This window comes from Streptococcus mitis, assembly GCF_047460035.1.
In the GTDB taxonomy this organism is placed as follows: Bacteria; Bacillota; Bacilli; order Lactobacillales; family Streptococcaceae; genus Streptococcus; species Streptococcus mitis_DW.
Genome location: NZ_JASHHB010000001.1, coordinates 65,166 through 79,449 on the forward strand (window position 1 = coordinate 65,166; position 14,284 = coordinate 79,449).

15 protein-coding genes and 1 other annotated feature are annotated in these 14,284 nt (G+C 38.7%); of the genes, 1 reads left to right on the plus strand and 14 read right to left on the minus strand.

Features of this window, described 5'->3' with window-relative positions; all coding sequences use genetic code 11:
- Position 1 precedes the first annotated feature (1 nt).
- From QM956_RS00365 to QM956_RS00390, 6 genes are all read right to left on the minus strand, one after another.
- Positions 2-484: a VanZ family protein gene (locus QM956_RS00365; protein ID WP_125456234.1), complete on the minus strand. Its 483-nt coding sequence runs from the start codon at positions 482-484 to the stop codon at positions 2-4.
- On the minus strand, positions 484-1,569 hold the full coding sequence (rlmN, locus tag QM956_RS00370) for a dual-specificity RNA methyltransferase RlmN (RefSeq protein WP_000804760.1): 1,086 nt from the start codon (positions 1,567-1,569) through the stop codon (positions 484-486). Before rlmN ends, QM956_RS00365 begins: the two co-directional genes overlap by 1 nt.
- 20 nt (positions 1,570-1,589) lie before the next feature.
- Positions 1,590-2,120 carry a YutD family protein gene (locus QM956_RS00375; protein ID WP_247952874.1) on the minus strand — a complete coding sequence of 177 codons (531 nt, stop codon included), beginning with the start codon at positions 2,118-2,120 and terminating at the stop codon, positions 1,590-1,592.
- Positions 2,121-2,276: 156 nt separating this feature from the next.
- Positions 2,277-2,882: a superoxide dismutase SodA gene (gene sodA, locus QM956_RS00380; RefSeq protein WP_049546399.1), complete on the minus strand. Its 606-nt coding sequence runs from the start codon at positions 2,880-2,882 to the stop codon at positions 2,277-2,279.
- 248 nt (positions 2,883-3,130) lie between these two features.
- Complete coding sequence (holA, locus tag QM956_RS00385; RefSeq protein WP_261020062.1) at positions 3,131-4,168, minus strand: DNA polymerase III subunit delta; 1,038 nt, start codon at positions 4,166-4,168, stop codon at positions 3,131-3,133.
- Between the two features lie 32 nt (positions 4,169-4,200).
- Entirely contained in the window at positions 4,201-5,136 is a 936-nt protein-coding gene (locus QM956_RS00390; RefSeq protein ID WP_084923935.1) for a dihydroorotate oxidase, read from the minus strand.
- Positions 5,137-5,363: 227 nt separating this feature from the next.
- Here QM956_RS00390 and gdhA point away from each other — a divergent pair, with 227 nt between their 5' ends.
- Positions 5,364-6,710, plus strand: a complete 1,347-nt coding sequence (gene gdhA, locus QM956_RS00395) for an NADP-specific glutamate dehydrogenase (RefSeq protein WP_084923937.1) — start codon at positions 5,364-5,366, stop codon at positions 6,708-6,710.
- Between the two features lie 134 nt (positions 6,711-6,844).
- On the opposite strand, the gene QM956_RS00400 is transcribed toward gdhA, so the two are convergent.
- The 8 genes from QM956_RS00400 to QM956_RS00435 all read right to left on the minus strand — a co-directional run bounded on the left by QM956_RS00400 (position 6,845) and on the right by QM956_RS00435 (position 14,284).
- Positions 6,845-7,300 carry a hypothetical protein gene (locus tag QM956_RS00400; RefSeq protein ID WP_261020060.1) on the minus strand — a complete coding sequence of 152 codons (456 nt, stop codon included), beginning with the start codon at positions 7,298-7,300 and terminating at the stop codon, positions 6,845-6,847.
- Positions 7,301-7,942 (minus strand): hypothetical protein, encoded by a 642-nt coding sequence (locus QM956_RS00405; RefSeq protein WP_125393013.1) that lies wholly within the window; start codon positions 7,940-7,942, stop codon positions 7,301-7,303.
- The gene (locus tag QM956_RS00410; RefSeq protein WP_156011838.1) at positions 7,939-8,226 is read right to left on the minus strand and encodes a hypothetical protein; all 288 of its coding nucleotides are present in this window, start codon (positions 8,224-8,226) and stop codon (positions 7,939-7,941) included. Before QM956_RS00410 ends, QM956_RS00405 begins: the two co-directional genes overlap by 4 nt.
- A gap of 306 nt (positions 8,227-8,532) precedes the next feature.
- Entirely contained in the window at positions 8,533-9,576 is a 1,044-nt protein-coding gene (locus tag QM956_RS00415) for an SPFH domain-containing protein (RefSeq protein WP_125393015.1), read from the minus strand.
- A 257-nt stretch (positions 9,577-9,833) separates the two neighbouring features.
- Positions 9,834-10,202: a 50S ribosomal protein L7/L12 gene (gene rplL, locus QM956_RS00420; protein ID WP_001196965.1), complete on the minus strand. Its 369-nt coding sequence runs from the start codon at positions 10,200-10,202 to the stop codon at positions 9,834-9,836.
- A 72-nt stretch (positions 10,203-10,274) separates the two neighbouring features.
- Positions 10,275-10,775 carry a 50S ribosomal protein L10 gene (gene rplJ, locus QM956_RS00425; protein ID WP_001287278.1) on the minus strand — a complete coding sequence of 167 codons (501 nt, stop codon included), beginning with the start codon at positions 10,773-10,775 and terminating at the stop codon, positions 10,275-10,277.
- Between the two features lie 38 nt (positions 10,776-10,813).
- Positions 10,814-10,949 (minus strand) — a sequence feature (ribosomal protein L10 leader region).
- A 76-nt stretch (positions 10,950-11,025) separates the two neighbouring features.
- Positions 11,026-12,285 (minus strand): TRZ/ATZ family protein, encoded by a 1,260-nt coding sequence (locus tag QM956_RS00430; RefSeq protein WP_261065453.1) that lies wholly within the window; start codon positions 12,283-12,285, stop codon positions 11,026-11,028.
- A gap of 250 nt (positions 12,286-12,535) precedes the next feature.
- Positions 12,536-14,284, minus strand: coding sequence for an ABC transporter ATP-binding protein (locus QM956_RS00435; RefSeq protein ID WP_414302062.1), 1,749 nt, complete (start codon positions 14,282-14,284; stop codon positions 12,536-12,538).

Genomic DNA, 14,284 nt, shown 5'->3' on the forward strand with positions numbered 1-14,284 from the left:
TTTAATTCCTTATCTTATTTTTATGTAATTGTTTATAGAGGAGCCAAGCCAGATAGCCACCTAAGGTATTGGTCCACAAATCATCAATTTCAAAGACGCGATTAAAATCAAAGAAAAAGTCCAAGACTAACTGCGTACACTCGATTCCAAAACTCACTAGAAAACTAAAAAGAAGGAGCTTTTTTGTTTTCCGCAAGTTTGGAAGGAGATAAAGGAGTTGGAACATCAGAGGAAAAAGTAAGAAAATATTAAGGATATTTTGTAGAAAAATCCAACATAATTGTCCTATGTCACTCACTTCACCCAGTTTCCAGAAAGAATTGAAAGGAGTCAAAAGAAAAACCAGGCGTCCAAGATGCTGAATACCTGGAGTTTCCACCCCCACGGGAGAATGTTCTTGAGGAGTAAAGCAAAAGTAAACGATACAAATACTATAGAAAATGACTCCCCAGACCAAAACATGATTATAACTCTTCTTCATCATTAAGGATTGACTGCTGCGACTGCCTTCTGGCGGTCACGTTTCATTGTATTAGAACGCAATTGTCCACAAGCTGCATCAATATCAGTACCATGCTCTTGACGAACAACACAGTTAACCCCTTTTTTCTTAAGCGTATCATAGAAGGCCAGGACGCGCTCTTTAGGACTACGGCTATATTGGTCATGCTCACTAACTGGGTTATAAGGAATCAAGTTTACATAAGACAATTTCTTGATATTCTTGAGCAATTCAGCCAATTCCAAGGCTTGTTCTACACCGTCATTAACTTCATTGAGCATGATATACTCAAAGGTCACACGACGATTTGTTGTTTCGATATAATACTCAATAGCAGCAAAGAGTTTTTCAATCGGAAATGCACGGTTAATCTTCATGATGCTTGAACGCAACTCATTGTTAGGTGCGTGAAGGGAAACGGCAAGATTGACCTGAACTCCTTCATTAGCAAAATCACGAATTTTATGGGCCAAACCTGAGGTTGAAACCGTGATGTGACGAGCACCGATAGCCATTCCCTTGTCATCGTTGATAGTACGAACGAAATTCAAGACATTGTTGTAGTTATCAAAAGGTTCACCGATTCCCATGACAACGATATGGCTGACGCGTTCATCCTGACCACGTTCATCAAAGTATTTCTGAACCAGCATGATTTGCGCTACGATTTCCCCATTATTGAGGTCACGTTGTTTCTTAATCAAACCAGAGGCACAGAAGGTACAACCGATATTACAGCCGACCTGAGTGGTCACACAGACAGATAAACCGTAGTGTTGACGCATGAGTACTGTCTCAATCAGCATTCCATCTGGCAATTCAAAAAGATATTTAACTGTCCCATCAGCAGATTCTTGCACGATTCGCTGTTTCAATGGATTAACCACAAACTGGTCATTAAGCTTAGCAATCAAATCCTTGGAAAGGTTGGTCATTTCTTCAAATGACTGGACACGTTTACGGTAGAGCCATTCCCAGATTTGATCTGCACGGAATTTCTTTTCTCCCTGCTCCAAAACCCATTCCTGCATGGTTTGACGTGTTAAACTATAAATTGACGGTTTCATTTCTTCTCCTTATTCTCTACTCACTTCTGACGAATGACAAAATGACGTTGTCCCTTGTCCTCTTTCTGAGAATGCTGATCTTTCTGACGACGTCTATTTTTCTTATCTGCATTCGGTTTTCGTTTAGTTTGAGCCGGTTTCTTTCCTTTTCTAGAAGGCTGTTCTTCTTCCTTCTTACGCATTTTCTTGTCAAATGACGCTCGCTTAGGGGCTTCATTTTCTAAGACAAAATAGGCACAACCATAACTACAATACTCTAAAAGGTAGTCTTGTAAACGACTGATTTTTTCAAGTTTTTCATCTGTTCGGTCATCCTTGTAAAACCCTCGTAGGCGAAGCTGTTCATTGCTCCAGTCTCCCACGATATAATCAAACTTGGTTAAGACTTCTGAAAAACGCTGATTAAAAGCCGTCACATCAAAGGCATCCTTGATATTTTCAACCAAGGAAAAAGCTATCCCTTCCGTTTCGACCTTGTCCCCGTGTAAATGAAACTCAGGACCAGGAAACTTGTTATAGTTGTATAATTCAGGTGCAATTTCTTTTCGCATAGATATCCTTTTTCCACGATTACTTAATACTTTATTCTACCATAATTTCTAGCAGTTAGCACGTTTCTCATAAAAATGAAAAAAGTCTGACGATTTTGTCAGACCAAAATAATATAACCTTAAAAAGAGAAGAACAATTCTTCCCTCCAACTATCATTATTTAGCAGCTGCGTACAGTTCATCTACTTTGTTCCAGTTGATCACTGAGAAGAAAGCTTTGATGTAGTCAGGACGCACGTTGCGGTATTTCACATAGTAAGCATGTTCCCAAACGTCCAAGCCCAAGATTGGTTTTTTGCCTTCTGAGATTGGTGTGTCCTGGTTTGCTGTTGAAGTCACTTCAAGTTTCCCTTCTTTGTTGACAACCAACCATGCCCATCCTGAACCAAAACGAGTTGTTGCTGCTGCAGTGAAGGCTGCTTGGAATTCTTCAAATGAACCAAATGTTGCATCGATTGCTGCTGCAAGTTCTGCTGATGGAGCTGTTTTTTCAGGAGTCATCAATTCCCAGAAAAGAGCGTGGTTCAAGTGTCCACCACCATTGTTGATAAGCGCTTGACGGATATCAGCTGGGATAGATTCTACATCAGCAAGCAGGGCTTCAAGGTCTTCACCAATTTCAGGGTGTTTTTCAAGAGCTACATTAGCATTGTTGACATAAGTTTGATGGTGTTTGTCATGGTGCAAGTGCATTGTTTCCGCATCGATGTATGGTTCCAAAGCGTCGTATGCATATGGAAGATCTGGTAAGATAATAGCCATCTGTAATACCTCTTTTTCTTTCTATATGAAAATGATAACGCAAACATTCACTTTTTTCAAGTTTTTTGCTTATAGATGAAGAAATCACTAAGAAACCCACGACAAGATAGTCCTGACGCGGGTTGTAGTTTCCAAAATAATATCATACTCAATGAAAATCAAAGAGCAAACTAGGAAACTAGCCGCAGGCTGTACTTGAGTACGGCAAGGCGACGTTGACGTGGTTTGAATTTGATTTTCGAAGAGTATCAATTTACCTGACTAGCAATCTGTATGAGTGCCTTTTCAAAAAGGAAACTCTTTTCATAAACACCTGTCTTAATCTGATAGTCTGTCTCAATCAAATAAGAAATAGCTTGCTTCAAAAAGCTCAAGGAAAGTCCTCGTGAATCCCTCAGCGCAAACTTGATTTGATAGGGATTAGGATTGCGTCCGAGAAAACTTCCTAGACTACTTGCAATCTGCGATTCTGTTTGTCCAGACTCCGCCAAAATTTTCACCTGAGTAAAAGTCCGAAATTGTCCTAGCATGACTGCAATCAGTTTGATTTCATCTTCACCTTGCAAGGTCAAGTCTCTAACCAAGTCACGCGCCTGATCCATCTTTTTAGTCAGAATAAACTGAGTTAAATCAAAAATATTGTCCTGCAAGGTCTTGGGAATAGCATTGACAATATCCTCTTCCTCGATAACAGAGTCTTCCTTATAGGACTGTAAAAAGAGGAGATTTTTCTGGATTTCGCTAAATTGAAAACCAGATTTGATAAGGAGGTTTTCAAAAGAATGATTGGCAAACTGCAGACCTTGTTTCTGACTCCACTTTTGGAAATACTGGCGCAATTCTTGTTCTTTTGCTTCTACTGCATCAAAGACCTTGGCATCACGCTTAAGTAATTTTACCAGCCGTCTTTTGCTATCCAGCTTTCCTTCTGCAAAGATTATCAACTTGGTTGTTAGTGAAGGATTGTCAAAGTATTCCTCAAATGACTTGAGCTCATCATCTGTCAAAAAGCGTTTTTTAGTAGTCGTGATATCAACAAAATGGTCTAATATCACGATTTTTTCATCCGCAAAGAAAGGAAGACTGACCAACTCCAGTTCCACATCCTTGTAAACTACTTCTTTCATATCAAAGTAGGCAAAGTTGAGGTCGGCAGAATCATAACCAATCTGTTTCAACACTTGACTCTTCATCACTTCAAACTGACCCTGATCTGTCCCTGTAAAAAGGCTCAGGCTAGGTAAATTTGATAAAGTCAACTTCTGGCTTTCTTCAATAGCTAGCATCTTCTCTCCTTTCTTCTGATTTTTTAATGAATTTAGTCAATATACCGCAATTTCCCACGGAAATCTTCTAGGCTCTCGTACCCTTTTTCCGCCATGATTTCTTTCAGTTCATTGGTAATGCGGTCAAAAGCACTGACGCCTTCTTTGTGAAGGGTGGTTCCCACCTGCACCATACTTGCTCCACAGAGGATATGTTCAAAGGCATCACGACCAGTCAACACGCCACCTGTTCCGATGATTTGGATTTGAGGATTTAAACGTTGATAAAAGGCGTGAACATTAGCTAGAGCAGTCGGTTTGATATACTCGCCACCAATGCCACCGAAACCATTTTTAGGACGAATAACGACAGACTCATCTTCTATATAAAGGCCGTTTCCGATAGAGTTAACACAGTTGACAAACTTGAGCGGATACTTGTTGAAAATAGCTGCCGCTTGGTCAAAGTGAACAATATCAAAATATGGTGGCAATTTAATTCCTAAAGGTTTGGTAAAATAGGCAAATACCTCTGCCAAAATCCGGTCAGTTGTCTCAAAATCATAGGCAATCTGAGGTTTACCTGGAACATTTGGACAGGAAAGATTTAGCTCAGTCAAACCACGAAAATCACTCTCTTGGACTTTTTTCAAGATAGTATGGGTTTCCTCTGGAGACATGCCGACTAGAGATAAGAAGAAAGTCCGGTTCGGCTCTTTTTCCTGCAGATCCAAAAGATAGTCCAAATAATAATCTAAGCCATTATTCGGTAATCCCATAGAGTTGATAGAACCAAGTGGAACATCTTGATAGCGTGGTTCAGGATTTCCCTGACGAAAGTCCAAGGTCGCTGTCTTGGTCACAAAAGTTCCTGCCGCTGAGTTTTTAACCCCTTCCAGCTCCTCTATCGTCATACAAGCCACACCTGCTGCATTCATCAAACAATTGTCAAACTCAAAACCAGCAATTTGTGTTTTCGTTGATACCATGATTCTGATCCTCCAGATTCCTTTTATTGCTAATATTATACCACATTTTCAGATTTTCTCTTTAAGAAAGGCATTTATAAGAAAAAGGTTCGTTTTTTATCTATTTTCAAAAAGTCTCAAAACTAAATTGAAAGAATTTTTAGAAAATTTCTGTTTTTTTCTTTACAGTAAAAAAAATTTCTGCTATAATGACTCACATAATTAAATTAGAATTTAAGGAGAACGATATGACATCTGCTAAAGAATATATCCAAAGCGTGTTTGAAACTGTGAAAGCTCGTAACGGGCACGAGGCTGAATTCCTCCAAGCTGTCGAAGAATTTTTCAACACTTTAGAACCTGTATTTGAAAAACACCCTGAGTATATTGAAGAAAATATCTTGGCACGTATTACTGAACCAGAGCGCGTGATTTCTTTCCGTGTTCCTTGGGTTGACCGTGATGGAAAAGTTCAAGTAAACCGTGGCTACCGTGTTCAATTCAACTCAGCTGTTGGACCATACAAAGGCGGACTTCGTTTCCACCCAACTGTAAACCAAGGGATTTTGAAATTCCTCGGATTTGAACAAATCTTTAAAAACGTCTTGACTGGACTTCCTATCGGTGGAGGTAAAGGTGGATCAGACTTCGATCCTAAAGGTAAAACAGATGCTGAAGTGATGCGCTTCTGCCAAAGCTTCATGACTGAATTGCAAAAATACATAGGCCCATCACTTGACGTACCTGCTGGTGATATCGGTGTTGGTGGACGTGAGATTGGTTACCTTTACGGACAGTACAAACGCCTTAACCAATTTGATGCTGGTGTCTTGACTGGTAAGCCTCTTGGATTTGGTGGTAGTTTGATTCGTCCAGAAGCAACTGGTTACGGTTTGGTTTACTACACTGAAGAAATGCTTAAAGCTAACGGTAACAGCTTCGCTGGTAAGAAAGTGGTCATTTCAGGTTCTGGTAACGTTGCTCAATACGCTCTTCAAAAAGCAACTGAACTTGGTGCAACTGTTATCTCTGTATCTGATTCGAATGGTTATGTCATCGATGAAAATGGTATCGACTTCGATCTTTTGGTTGACGTTAAAGAAAAACGTCGCGCTCGTTTGACTGAGTATGCAGCTGAAAAAGCAACTGCTACTTATCATGAAGGTTCTGTATGGACTTACGCTGGAAACTATGACATTGCTCTTCCATGTGCGACTCAAAACGAAATCAACGGTGAAGCAGCTAAACGTTTGGTTGCCCAAGGCGTTATCTGTGTATCTGAAGGTGCCAACATGCCGAGCGACCTTGATGCCATCAAAGTTTACAAAGAAAATGATATCTTCTACGGACCTGCCAAAGCTGCCAACGCTGGTGGTGTAGCAGTTTCAGCCCTTGAAATGAGCCAAAACAGTCTTCGTCTCTCATGGACTCGTGAAGAAGTTGATGGACGTCTCAAAGACATCATGACAAACATCTTCAACACAGCTAAAACAACTTCAGAAACATATGGTCTTGATAAAGACTACCTTGCAGGAGCTAACATTGCTGCCTTTGAAAATGTAGCAAACGCTATGATTGCACAAGGTATTGTTTAATACTTGAAAAAAGTTAACAAAAAGCAACAGCTAGACAGTTGTTGCTTTTTGTATTTTAAAGAAAATAAGCTTGCTAGGTTTTAGAAACAATATCAAAATAGCTATAAGATAATAGCATTTCGATTATCTTAAAATCAAGAAACTATAAAAGTTTTACTGCAAGTTGCACAGGTCAATTCAGTTCCAATGACTCCATCTGTTGGCTTATGACAAGTAGGACAATAAACACGTTTCGCTGATAATCGATAAGATAACTCATCTCGCAATTCTTTCCCCTTAATTTCAATAACATCCTCACCTTGTTCTTCAAACTTAAGAACTGTTATCAAAGCTTTATCATATTGTTTCATACGCGGCTGTTTCAAAAATAAAAAAGATGATATAAGCAAAAATAGGAAAAATAAAACAAACAAAATTGTAACTATTAAAAGCCACATAAAGTAGAAATCATAAAGTAAACCTTCTTTTTTTCCTAAAATCCATCTTATGTAGTTATCAATGTACTGATAAAATTTCAATCCGGTGACAATACATATGAAAGATACTATAGGATAAACAACCTTGGAAATGATTAAACGATATCGTCTCATTTATATTTCCTTTCTAGATAACCATGCACCACAATAATCACATGATTTACCTTGCCCTAGATCAAGCAGATTCTCACCACTACATGATGGACAAATAACGGGATATGTATTTTTGTTAATCTGGTGCTTTTCAAATAAAGTGAATAAAGCTTGTATTTGATTTCGTTTCTTGACTTCTTCTTGTCTCCTAGACTCACAATAAGTCATTACCAAAATTAAAATCACACCAAGCAAATACCAAGGAACTAAAAGAAATAAAAATCGAATAGACCATTCCCTAGATTTTTCATATTCAAAAAATGATGATAAAATGATTAAAACAAGCATTTGAAGTAAATTCTTCTGTTTTAATTTCTTTAAGGAAAAGGAATCTTTAATTGTTTCTCGAAACAAATATAAAATAATTAAGGCAACTATTACATAGGGTAAATTTTGAAATGTTAAAAATAAAAAGCTGATCACAATAGGAATGCCCACAAACTTTGCCAAAATTATAAAATCAAGATTTTTCAATATAAAGATTCTTGGTCCATCTTCTAGAGAAAAGATTGCAAGTGATAAAACTACAAAACAGAGTATTACTATATTCGAAATTAACCAATGAAAGCCTTTTTTCCAATTATTCTTAATATACTGCTTCACCTATCTTCTCCTCTAGTTGCTATATACTCTCTATAAAGAGCTTTTCCATTATATATCTCATCCAAAGCTTTGACTTTAATTTTTATATTTTCTAAAACACCGAAGCTATAAAATGCAAAGGAAGACAAAAAGAAACCTGATAAAGAAAAAATAATAGGAATCAATATTGAGAAAATCGGCTCACCATGTTCTAGAAATAGAGTTACGGTCCATAGTGAAATAAAAAATGTTGCACTTGTCAATCCCATAAAAAGTATACTTAATAAACGAAACACTTGGTACATCTACAATACCCTCCTGTCATAGAACTTGTCTAAGTAAATCCCTTACTCTCTTAAAAAATTTCCAAATACTCTTCATGACCCTTTGTATTTATTCATACATTTCCATACTTAGAATTACATAAATTGAATGATTTAAAAATACAAACAAAGAAATCTTAGTTTTCAGATTTCTAAGAAAAAGGGAAATTCTGGCAATACCAGACTTCCCAAATAAAACAAAAGTAAATTTGAAAATATAAAAAATCAAAGATTAAAGATAATACTTAAACTAGATTGATATAAAAATGATTTTTCCAATAATTTGAATTATCTTTCGTGCCCGCAATTAGAACAGAAGTTTGCTCCTTCCAAAAAAGCAGTCCCGCATTGGCTACAAAACTTAGCTAAGCCTGTTTCTCCTTTGAGGTCAGTTTGATGCTGATTAACATCTTTGTCAAATGAATTCCTATCTTCAATCTGATTCACCAAGTTGCTAAATTTAGCTCCCAAGGAAAGTCCCATAGCTATTTCCACGCCTGCTCCCATTAGATTTCCTGCAGAATCATTATTTTTTGCTGCCTCTTCTAAAAGATTAAATTGTCTCTCTTCTTGATAAGTATACTCTTCAATATCTCGACCAGCCTGCTTGCTTTTAGCTTCCAAAATTTGCTTGTGGAATTTAAAGATTTCTCTATATCCATTGCTATTCTGATTTACCTTTAAAGCCTCAATGTTAAATTCCTCAATACTAATTCCATATTTAGAAAAATGGCTGGATAAAATAGCTGACAAAGCAACAGACATATCAAAACTGTGCATCTCAATATCAAGAATTGGAATCTTATGGTTGTATATTACTTGTGAAATAGCTGAACTAATCAACCCACTAACAGTTTGTCTAAAGCGTTTTTGTAAAATAGGAGCTGTTATAATATCGGGGTGACTTGGCATAAATTCTAATATAAAAGCCTCTAAGTCTACAATTCGAGGAATGAAATTCCCATGTATTTTCAATTCTACAGGAATATCACTTTCTGGATCTCGAACCATTATAGGAGAAGAAGTTCCCCATCCAATCGGTTGTAAATCATACATATTCACAAACCACAAAAACAATGAGTCAGACGAAATACCTCCACTTAGAAAGTTTTTTATTCCTGAAACTACTTGAATATCATATCCTTCAATCTTATGTTTACCAGCATCATAAGTAGTTACTGCTCTTCCATTTGAAAACAATACAGCACACTGACCAGGGTTTACAATTACAGTTGCTCCTATCTTGATATTCGTTTTAGGATGTCTCCAAGCAAGTATATTCCTTGTATCTTCACCTTCATAACGAATAACATCAAACAAATTTAATGCCATCTTTTCTCCTCTAAAATGAAAACTATAAATTATAAGATTAATCTTCCATACCTATATTACTATTATATAACCCCTTTGTTGAAAAGGCAACTCATACTTATAAATTATTATCTTTGGAGCAATCCCCTATATAAGTTGTTGATGTCCTGGATAAAATTTATAAGTGATTTGTGCCCCATGAATAGAAAAAAAGAAAACCGCTACTCCTAAGAATAGCGGTTTAATCATGTTTTTAAGCTACTAATGTAGTTACTCTATTATTTAAGAGTAACTGAAGCTCCAGCTTCTTCCAATTTAGCTTTGATTTCTTCAGCTTCTGCAGTTGCAACGCCTTCTTTAACAAGTGCTGGTGCACCGTCAACAAGTTCTTTAGCTTCTTTAAGACCAAGACCTGTGATTTCACGTACAACTTTGATAACGCCAACTTTTTTGTCACCTGCAGATGTCAATTCAACGTCGAATGAATCTTTAGCAGCACCAGCGTCAGCAGCACCAGCTGCAGCAACAGCTACAGGAGCAGCTGCAGTTACACCAAATTCTTCTTCGATAGCTTTTACAAGGTCGTTCAATTCAAGGATTGAAGCTTCTTTAATTTCAGCAATAATGTTTTCAATGTTCAATGCCATTGTTATTTCCTCCAAATATGTTTTAAATTTATAATATATTTTCGTAGCTAGGCTACGCTGCGTAGCTTAAGATTAAGCTGCGTCTTCTTTGCTTTCTGCAACCGCTTTGACTGCAAGAGCAACGTTGCGCACTGGCGCTTGAAGTACAGAAAGGAGCATAGAAAGAAGTCCTTCGCGGTTTGGAAGAGTTGCAAGTGCAAGAATCTCTTCTTTAGATGCGACAGCGCCTTCGATTGCACCACCTTTTATTTCAAGTGCTTCAGCGTTTTTAGAAAAGTCGTTCAAGATTTTCGCTGGTGCGATAACATCTTCGTTAGAAAATGCTACTGCAGATGGTCCAACAAATACAGATGCAAGATCTTCAAGACCAGCTTTTTCAGCTGCACGACGCAAGATTGAGTTTTTAATCACTTTATACTCAACTTCGCTTCCACGAAGCTCACGACGAAGAACTGTATCTTGCTCAACTGTCAAACCACGAGCGTCTACAACGACGATAGATGCAGCAGCTTTCATTTTTTCAGCTACTACGTCAACTAGTTCCGCTTTTTTAGCAATAATTGCTTCACTCATTAGTGTGTTCACCTCCGTTATTATTTTGCTTGGGGAATTTTTCCAAAAGAAAAACGCGCCCAAACCTAGACACGAAAGTACAATACGCTTCTTTTTACATGATACGTTTTGTCCTCGGTAGGATACTTATGAGTCGAGCTCCCCTACTGTCTTAGGCAGTTTTTTCAAACCGTATATAAGTATAGCATAGTCAAAAAAAGAATGCAAGATTTTTGCAAACTTTTTTTAAACTTTTTTCGCGCTTCTTCTTTTAGAGTTCTACTGTCAAGACTTGACCTTGCTTAACAACCTGTTCTCCGGCGATATAAACATCATCTACATCACTGGATTTGACTGCATAAACCAGATGAGATAACATACTTTCCTGAGGTTGGAGATGGATTTTCCCTTGTGGTTGAATAACCAGAAAATCTGCTTGCTTGCCAACTTCCAAACTTCCTATCTGATGTTCCATCCCTAGGACCTTAGCCCCTTCGATTGTCAGTGCCTTGAGAGCTGTTTCGATAGGGAATTGACTGGCATCTCCGCTATTCATCTTCTGAAGAAGAGCTGCTGTCCGTCCTTCCTCAAACATATCAAGATTGTTGTTGGAAGCAACTGAATCTGTCGCAATTCCCACAGCCACTCCTGCTTTTTGGAGTTGGATAATTGGAGCAATTCCTGATACCAGTTTAAGGTTACTGATAGGATTGTGGGCAATTGCCACTTGAGAGATTGCTAAACGTTCAATTTCTCGCTCGTTTAGTTCGACCCCATGAGCAAAGACAGACGGATGAGCTAAGTAACCCAATTCTTCTAGAAAAGCAAGGGGACGTTTGCCGTATCGTTTCAGGATAATTCCTGACTCCTCCTTGGTCTCCGCCACGTGGATATGGATTGGAATAGCAAGCTCTTTTGCCATGTCTAAACTTTCTTCCAGCAAGTCTCTACTACAGCTGTAGGGAGAATGTGGGGCTACCATCACCTTGAAATTTGGATTTTTATATCCAATAATTGCCTCAATGATTGCTCGAGTTCTGCTTATAGTTTCAGCAGTTGTCTCTGTCTCCGAAGAAAAAAGAGTCGGTGAGAAATAACAACGCATCTTGGAAGTTTTCACTGCCTGATAAATCCGCTCAATATCCACACCATTGGGATTATACATATCGTTGAAGGTTGTTGTTCCTGACTGGAGCATCTCTGTCAGAGCTTCTTTGACCGCCTTAGTTGTCATGTCGGGAGTAAATCCTGCTTCTGCAGGCCAGATATAGTCATTGAGCCATTCATGGAGATTGCTATCATCTCGAATTCCTCTCAATCCGGTCATAGCAGAATGGGTGTGGCAATTGACCAAACCAGGCATAATCCAGGCTCCCTGATAGTCTATAATCTGCTCAGCTTGCTCTAAAATCTCTGACTGCTCTTGACCAACATAGACGATTTGAGAATCCTTAACGGCTAAGATTCCATCTAGATAAACATGGAAATCTTTGTCACAAGTCACGATATTTACATGCTGAAAGACTTTCATTCTAGGCTCCTTTTCTAAAAGACAATTTATACTCAAATTCAAACCACGTCAGCTTCACCTTGCTGTAGGTATATGTTACTGAGTCTTATCTACAACCTCAAAGCAGTGCTTTGAGCAACCTGTGGCTAGCTTCCTAGCTTGCTCTTTAATTTTCATTGAGTATTACAGTGAATAATTTTTCTAGCTATTGTAACAAAAAAGTCACCCAAAGGCAACTTTTTTTGTCCATAAGATTTAAAAGTAGAAAGGATTATTCAGAGCTAAAAGCGGCAGCTTGCTGCATTTGGTAATACTTGCCCTTTCTAGCCATGAGGTCCTGATGATTGCCATGCTCCACAATATCGCCATCCACCAAGACAAGAATCAAATCTGCATCCTGAATAGTTGACAAACGGTGAGCAATGATAAAGCTTGTACGCCCCTTCATGAGTTTAGCAAATGCATCCTGAACTAGCACTTCTGTCCGTGTATCGATGGAGGAAGTTGCCTCGTCTAAGATAAGAATCTTAGGGATAGCTAGAAAGACTCGGGCGATGGTCAAGAGCTGAGCTTGACCAACAGAGAGAGATTCTCCCGCATTTTCCAACTTGGTATCGTATCCCTGTGGCAACTGTTGGATGAAAAAGTCTGCATTAGCTGCTTTTGCAGCAGCAATCACTTGTTCCCGACTGGCTTCAGGATTTCCAAAGGCAATATTATCATGAATAGTTCCTTGCTTGAGCCAGGTTTCTTGGAGCACCATGCCAAACTGCTGTCTCAATGACGCTCGGGTATAGTTGTAAATGGAACGACCGTCCAGCAAGATATCTCCTGAGTTAATAGGGTAAAAACGCATGAGGAGATTGATAAGAGTTGATTTTCCAGCACCTGTCGGACCAACAATAGCAACCTTGCTACCAGCTGGAATATCAATAGATAAATCCTTAATCAAAATCTTTTCAGGATGGTAGCCAAAAGAAACCTGTTTAAAGGAAATAGCTCCCTTAACTTGGTCACTAGTCAACTCTTCCTTACCTGTTTCAGCCACCTCAGGACTATCTAAGACTCCATAAACACGTTCTGCACAAGCCAAGGCACTTTGCAACTCAGCTAGCACTGAAGAAATATCATTAAAAGGCTTGGTGTACTGTTGAACATAGTTCAAAAAAGTCACTAAGCGTCCAATGGTCAAGGTAGAGCCTATCATGATACGATAAGCTCCCACTCCAGCTAGAAGGGCATAAATAAGCGCATTGACAAAGCGAGTCGAAGGATTGACCGTTGAAGAATAAAAGATAGCTGACTGTGAATAACCTGCATAGTTGGCATTAGCCTCACGCAGTCTTTGGATAAATTCTGCCTGAGCATTAAAGGACTGGATAATGGTCTGCTGGCTCAACGATTCTTCAATCAACTGAGTCTGAATTCCCCGCGTCTCTGTTTGCTTTTGGAAGAGATGATAGGATCGTTTGGCAATAAAGCGCGAAATCACCATGGACAGTGGCGTCAACAGCAAGACTAAGAGAGTCATGAGGAGATGAATTTGGAGCATGGCTAGAATACTCACCAAAATCATCAAGACGCCAATGAAAAATTGGTTAAATATCATGGTCAAGCCAGCTGCCAACTGTTCTATGTCCGTGGTCACACGACTGACCATCTCTCCACTTCCTTGCTGATCAACAAAAGCAATCGGTAACCGATGGAGCTTATGGATGATTTGCTCTCGCAAGTCTCTGGTATAAGAGAAGATTAGGCGATTATAGAGGAGAGGATTGACCCACTGTACAAGGGTATTTCCTATGACCACCAAGATCATTTGGAGAAAAATTTGCCAAAAAACTGGTGAAGAACCAGCCACTAGGACCTGGTCAATGACCTGCCCAATCAGAATAGGTAGGTAAATTGATAAGCCAACTTGGACAATAGTTCCTAGAAAGGCTAGGAAAAGGAGGAAAGGATGACTTGCTAAATCTTTGGCCAAACGTGTGAGTGTTTGATTTGCAGTTTGTCGTCTCAT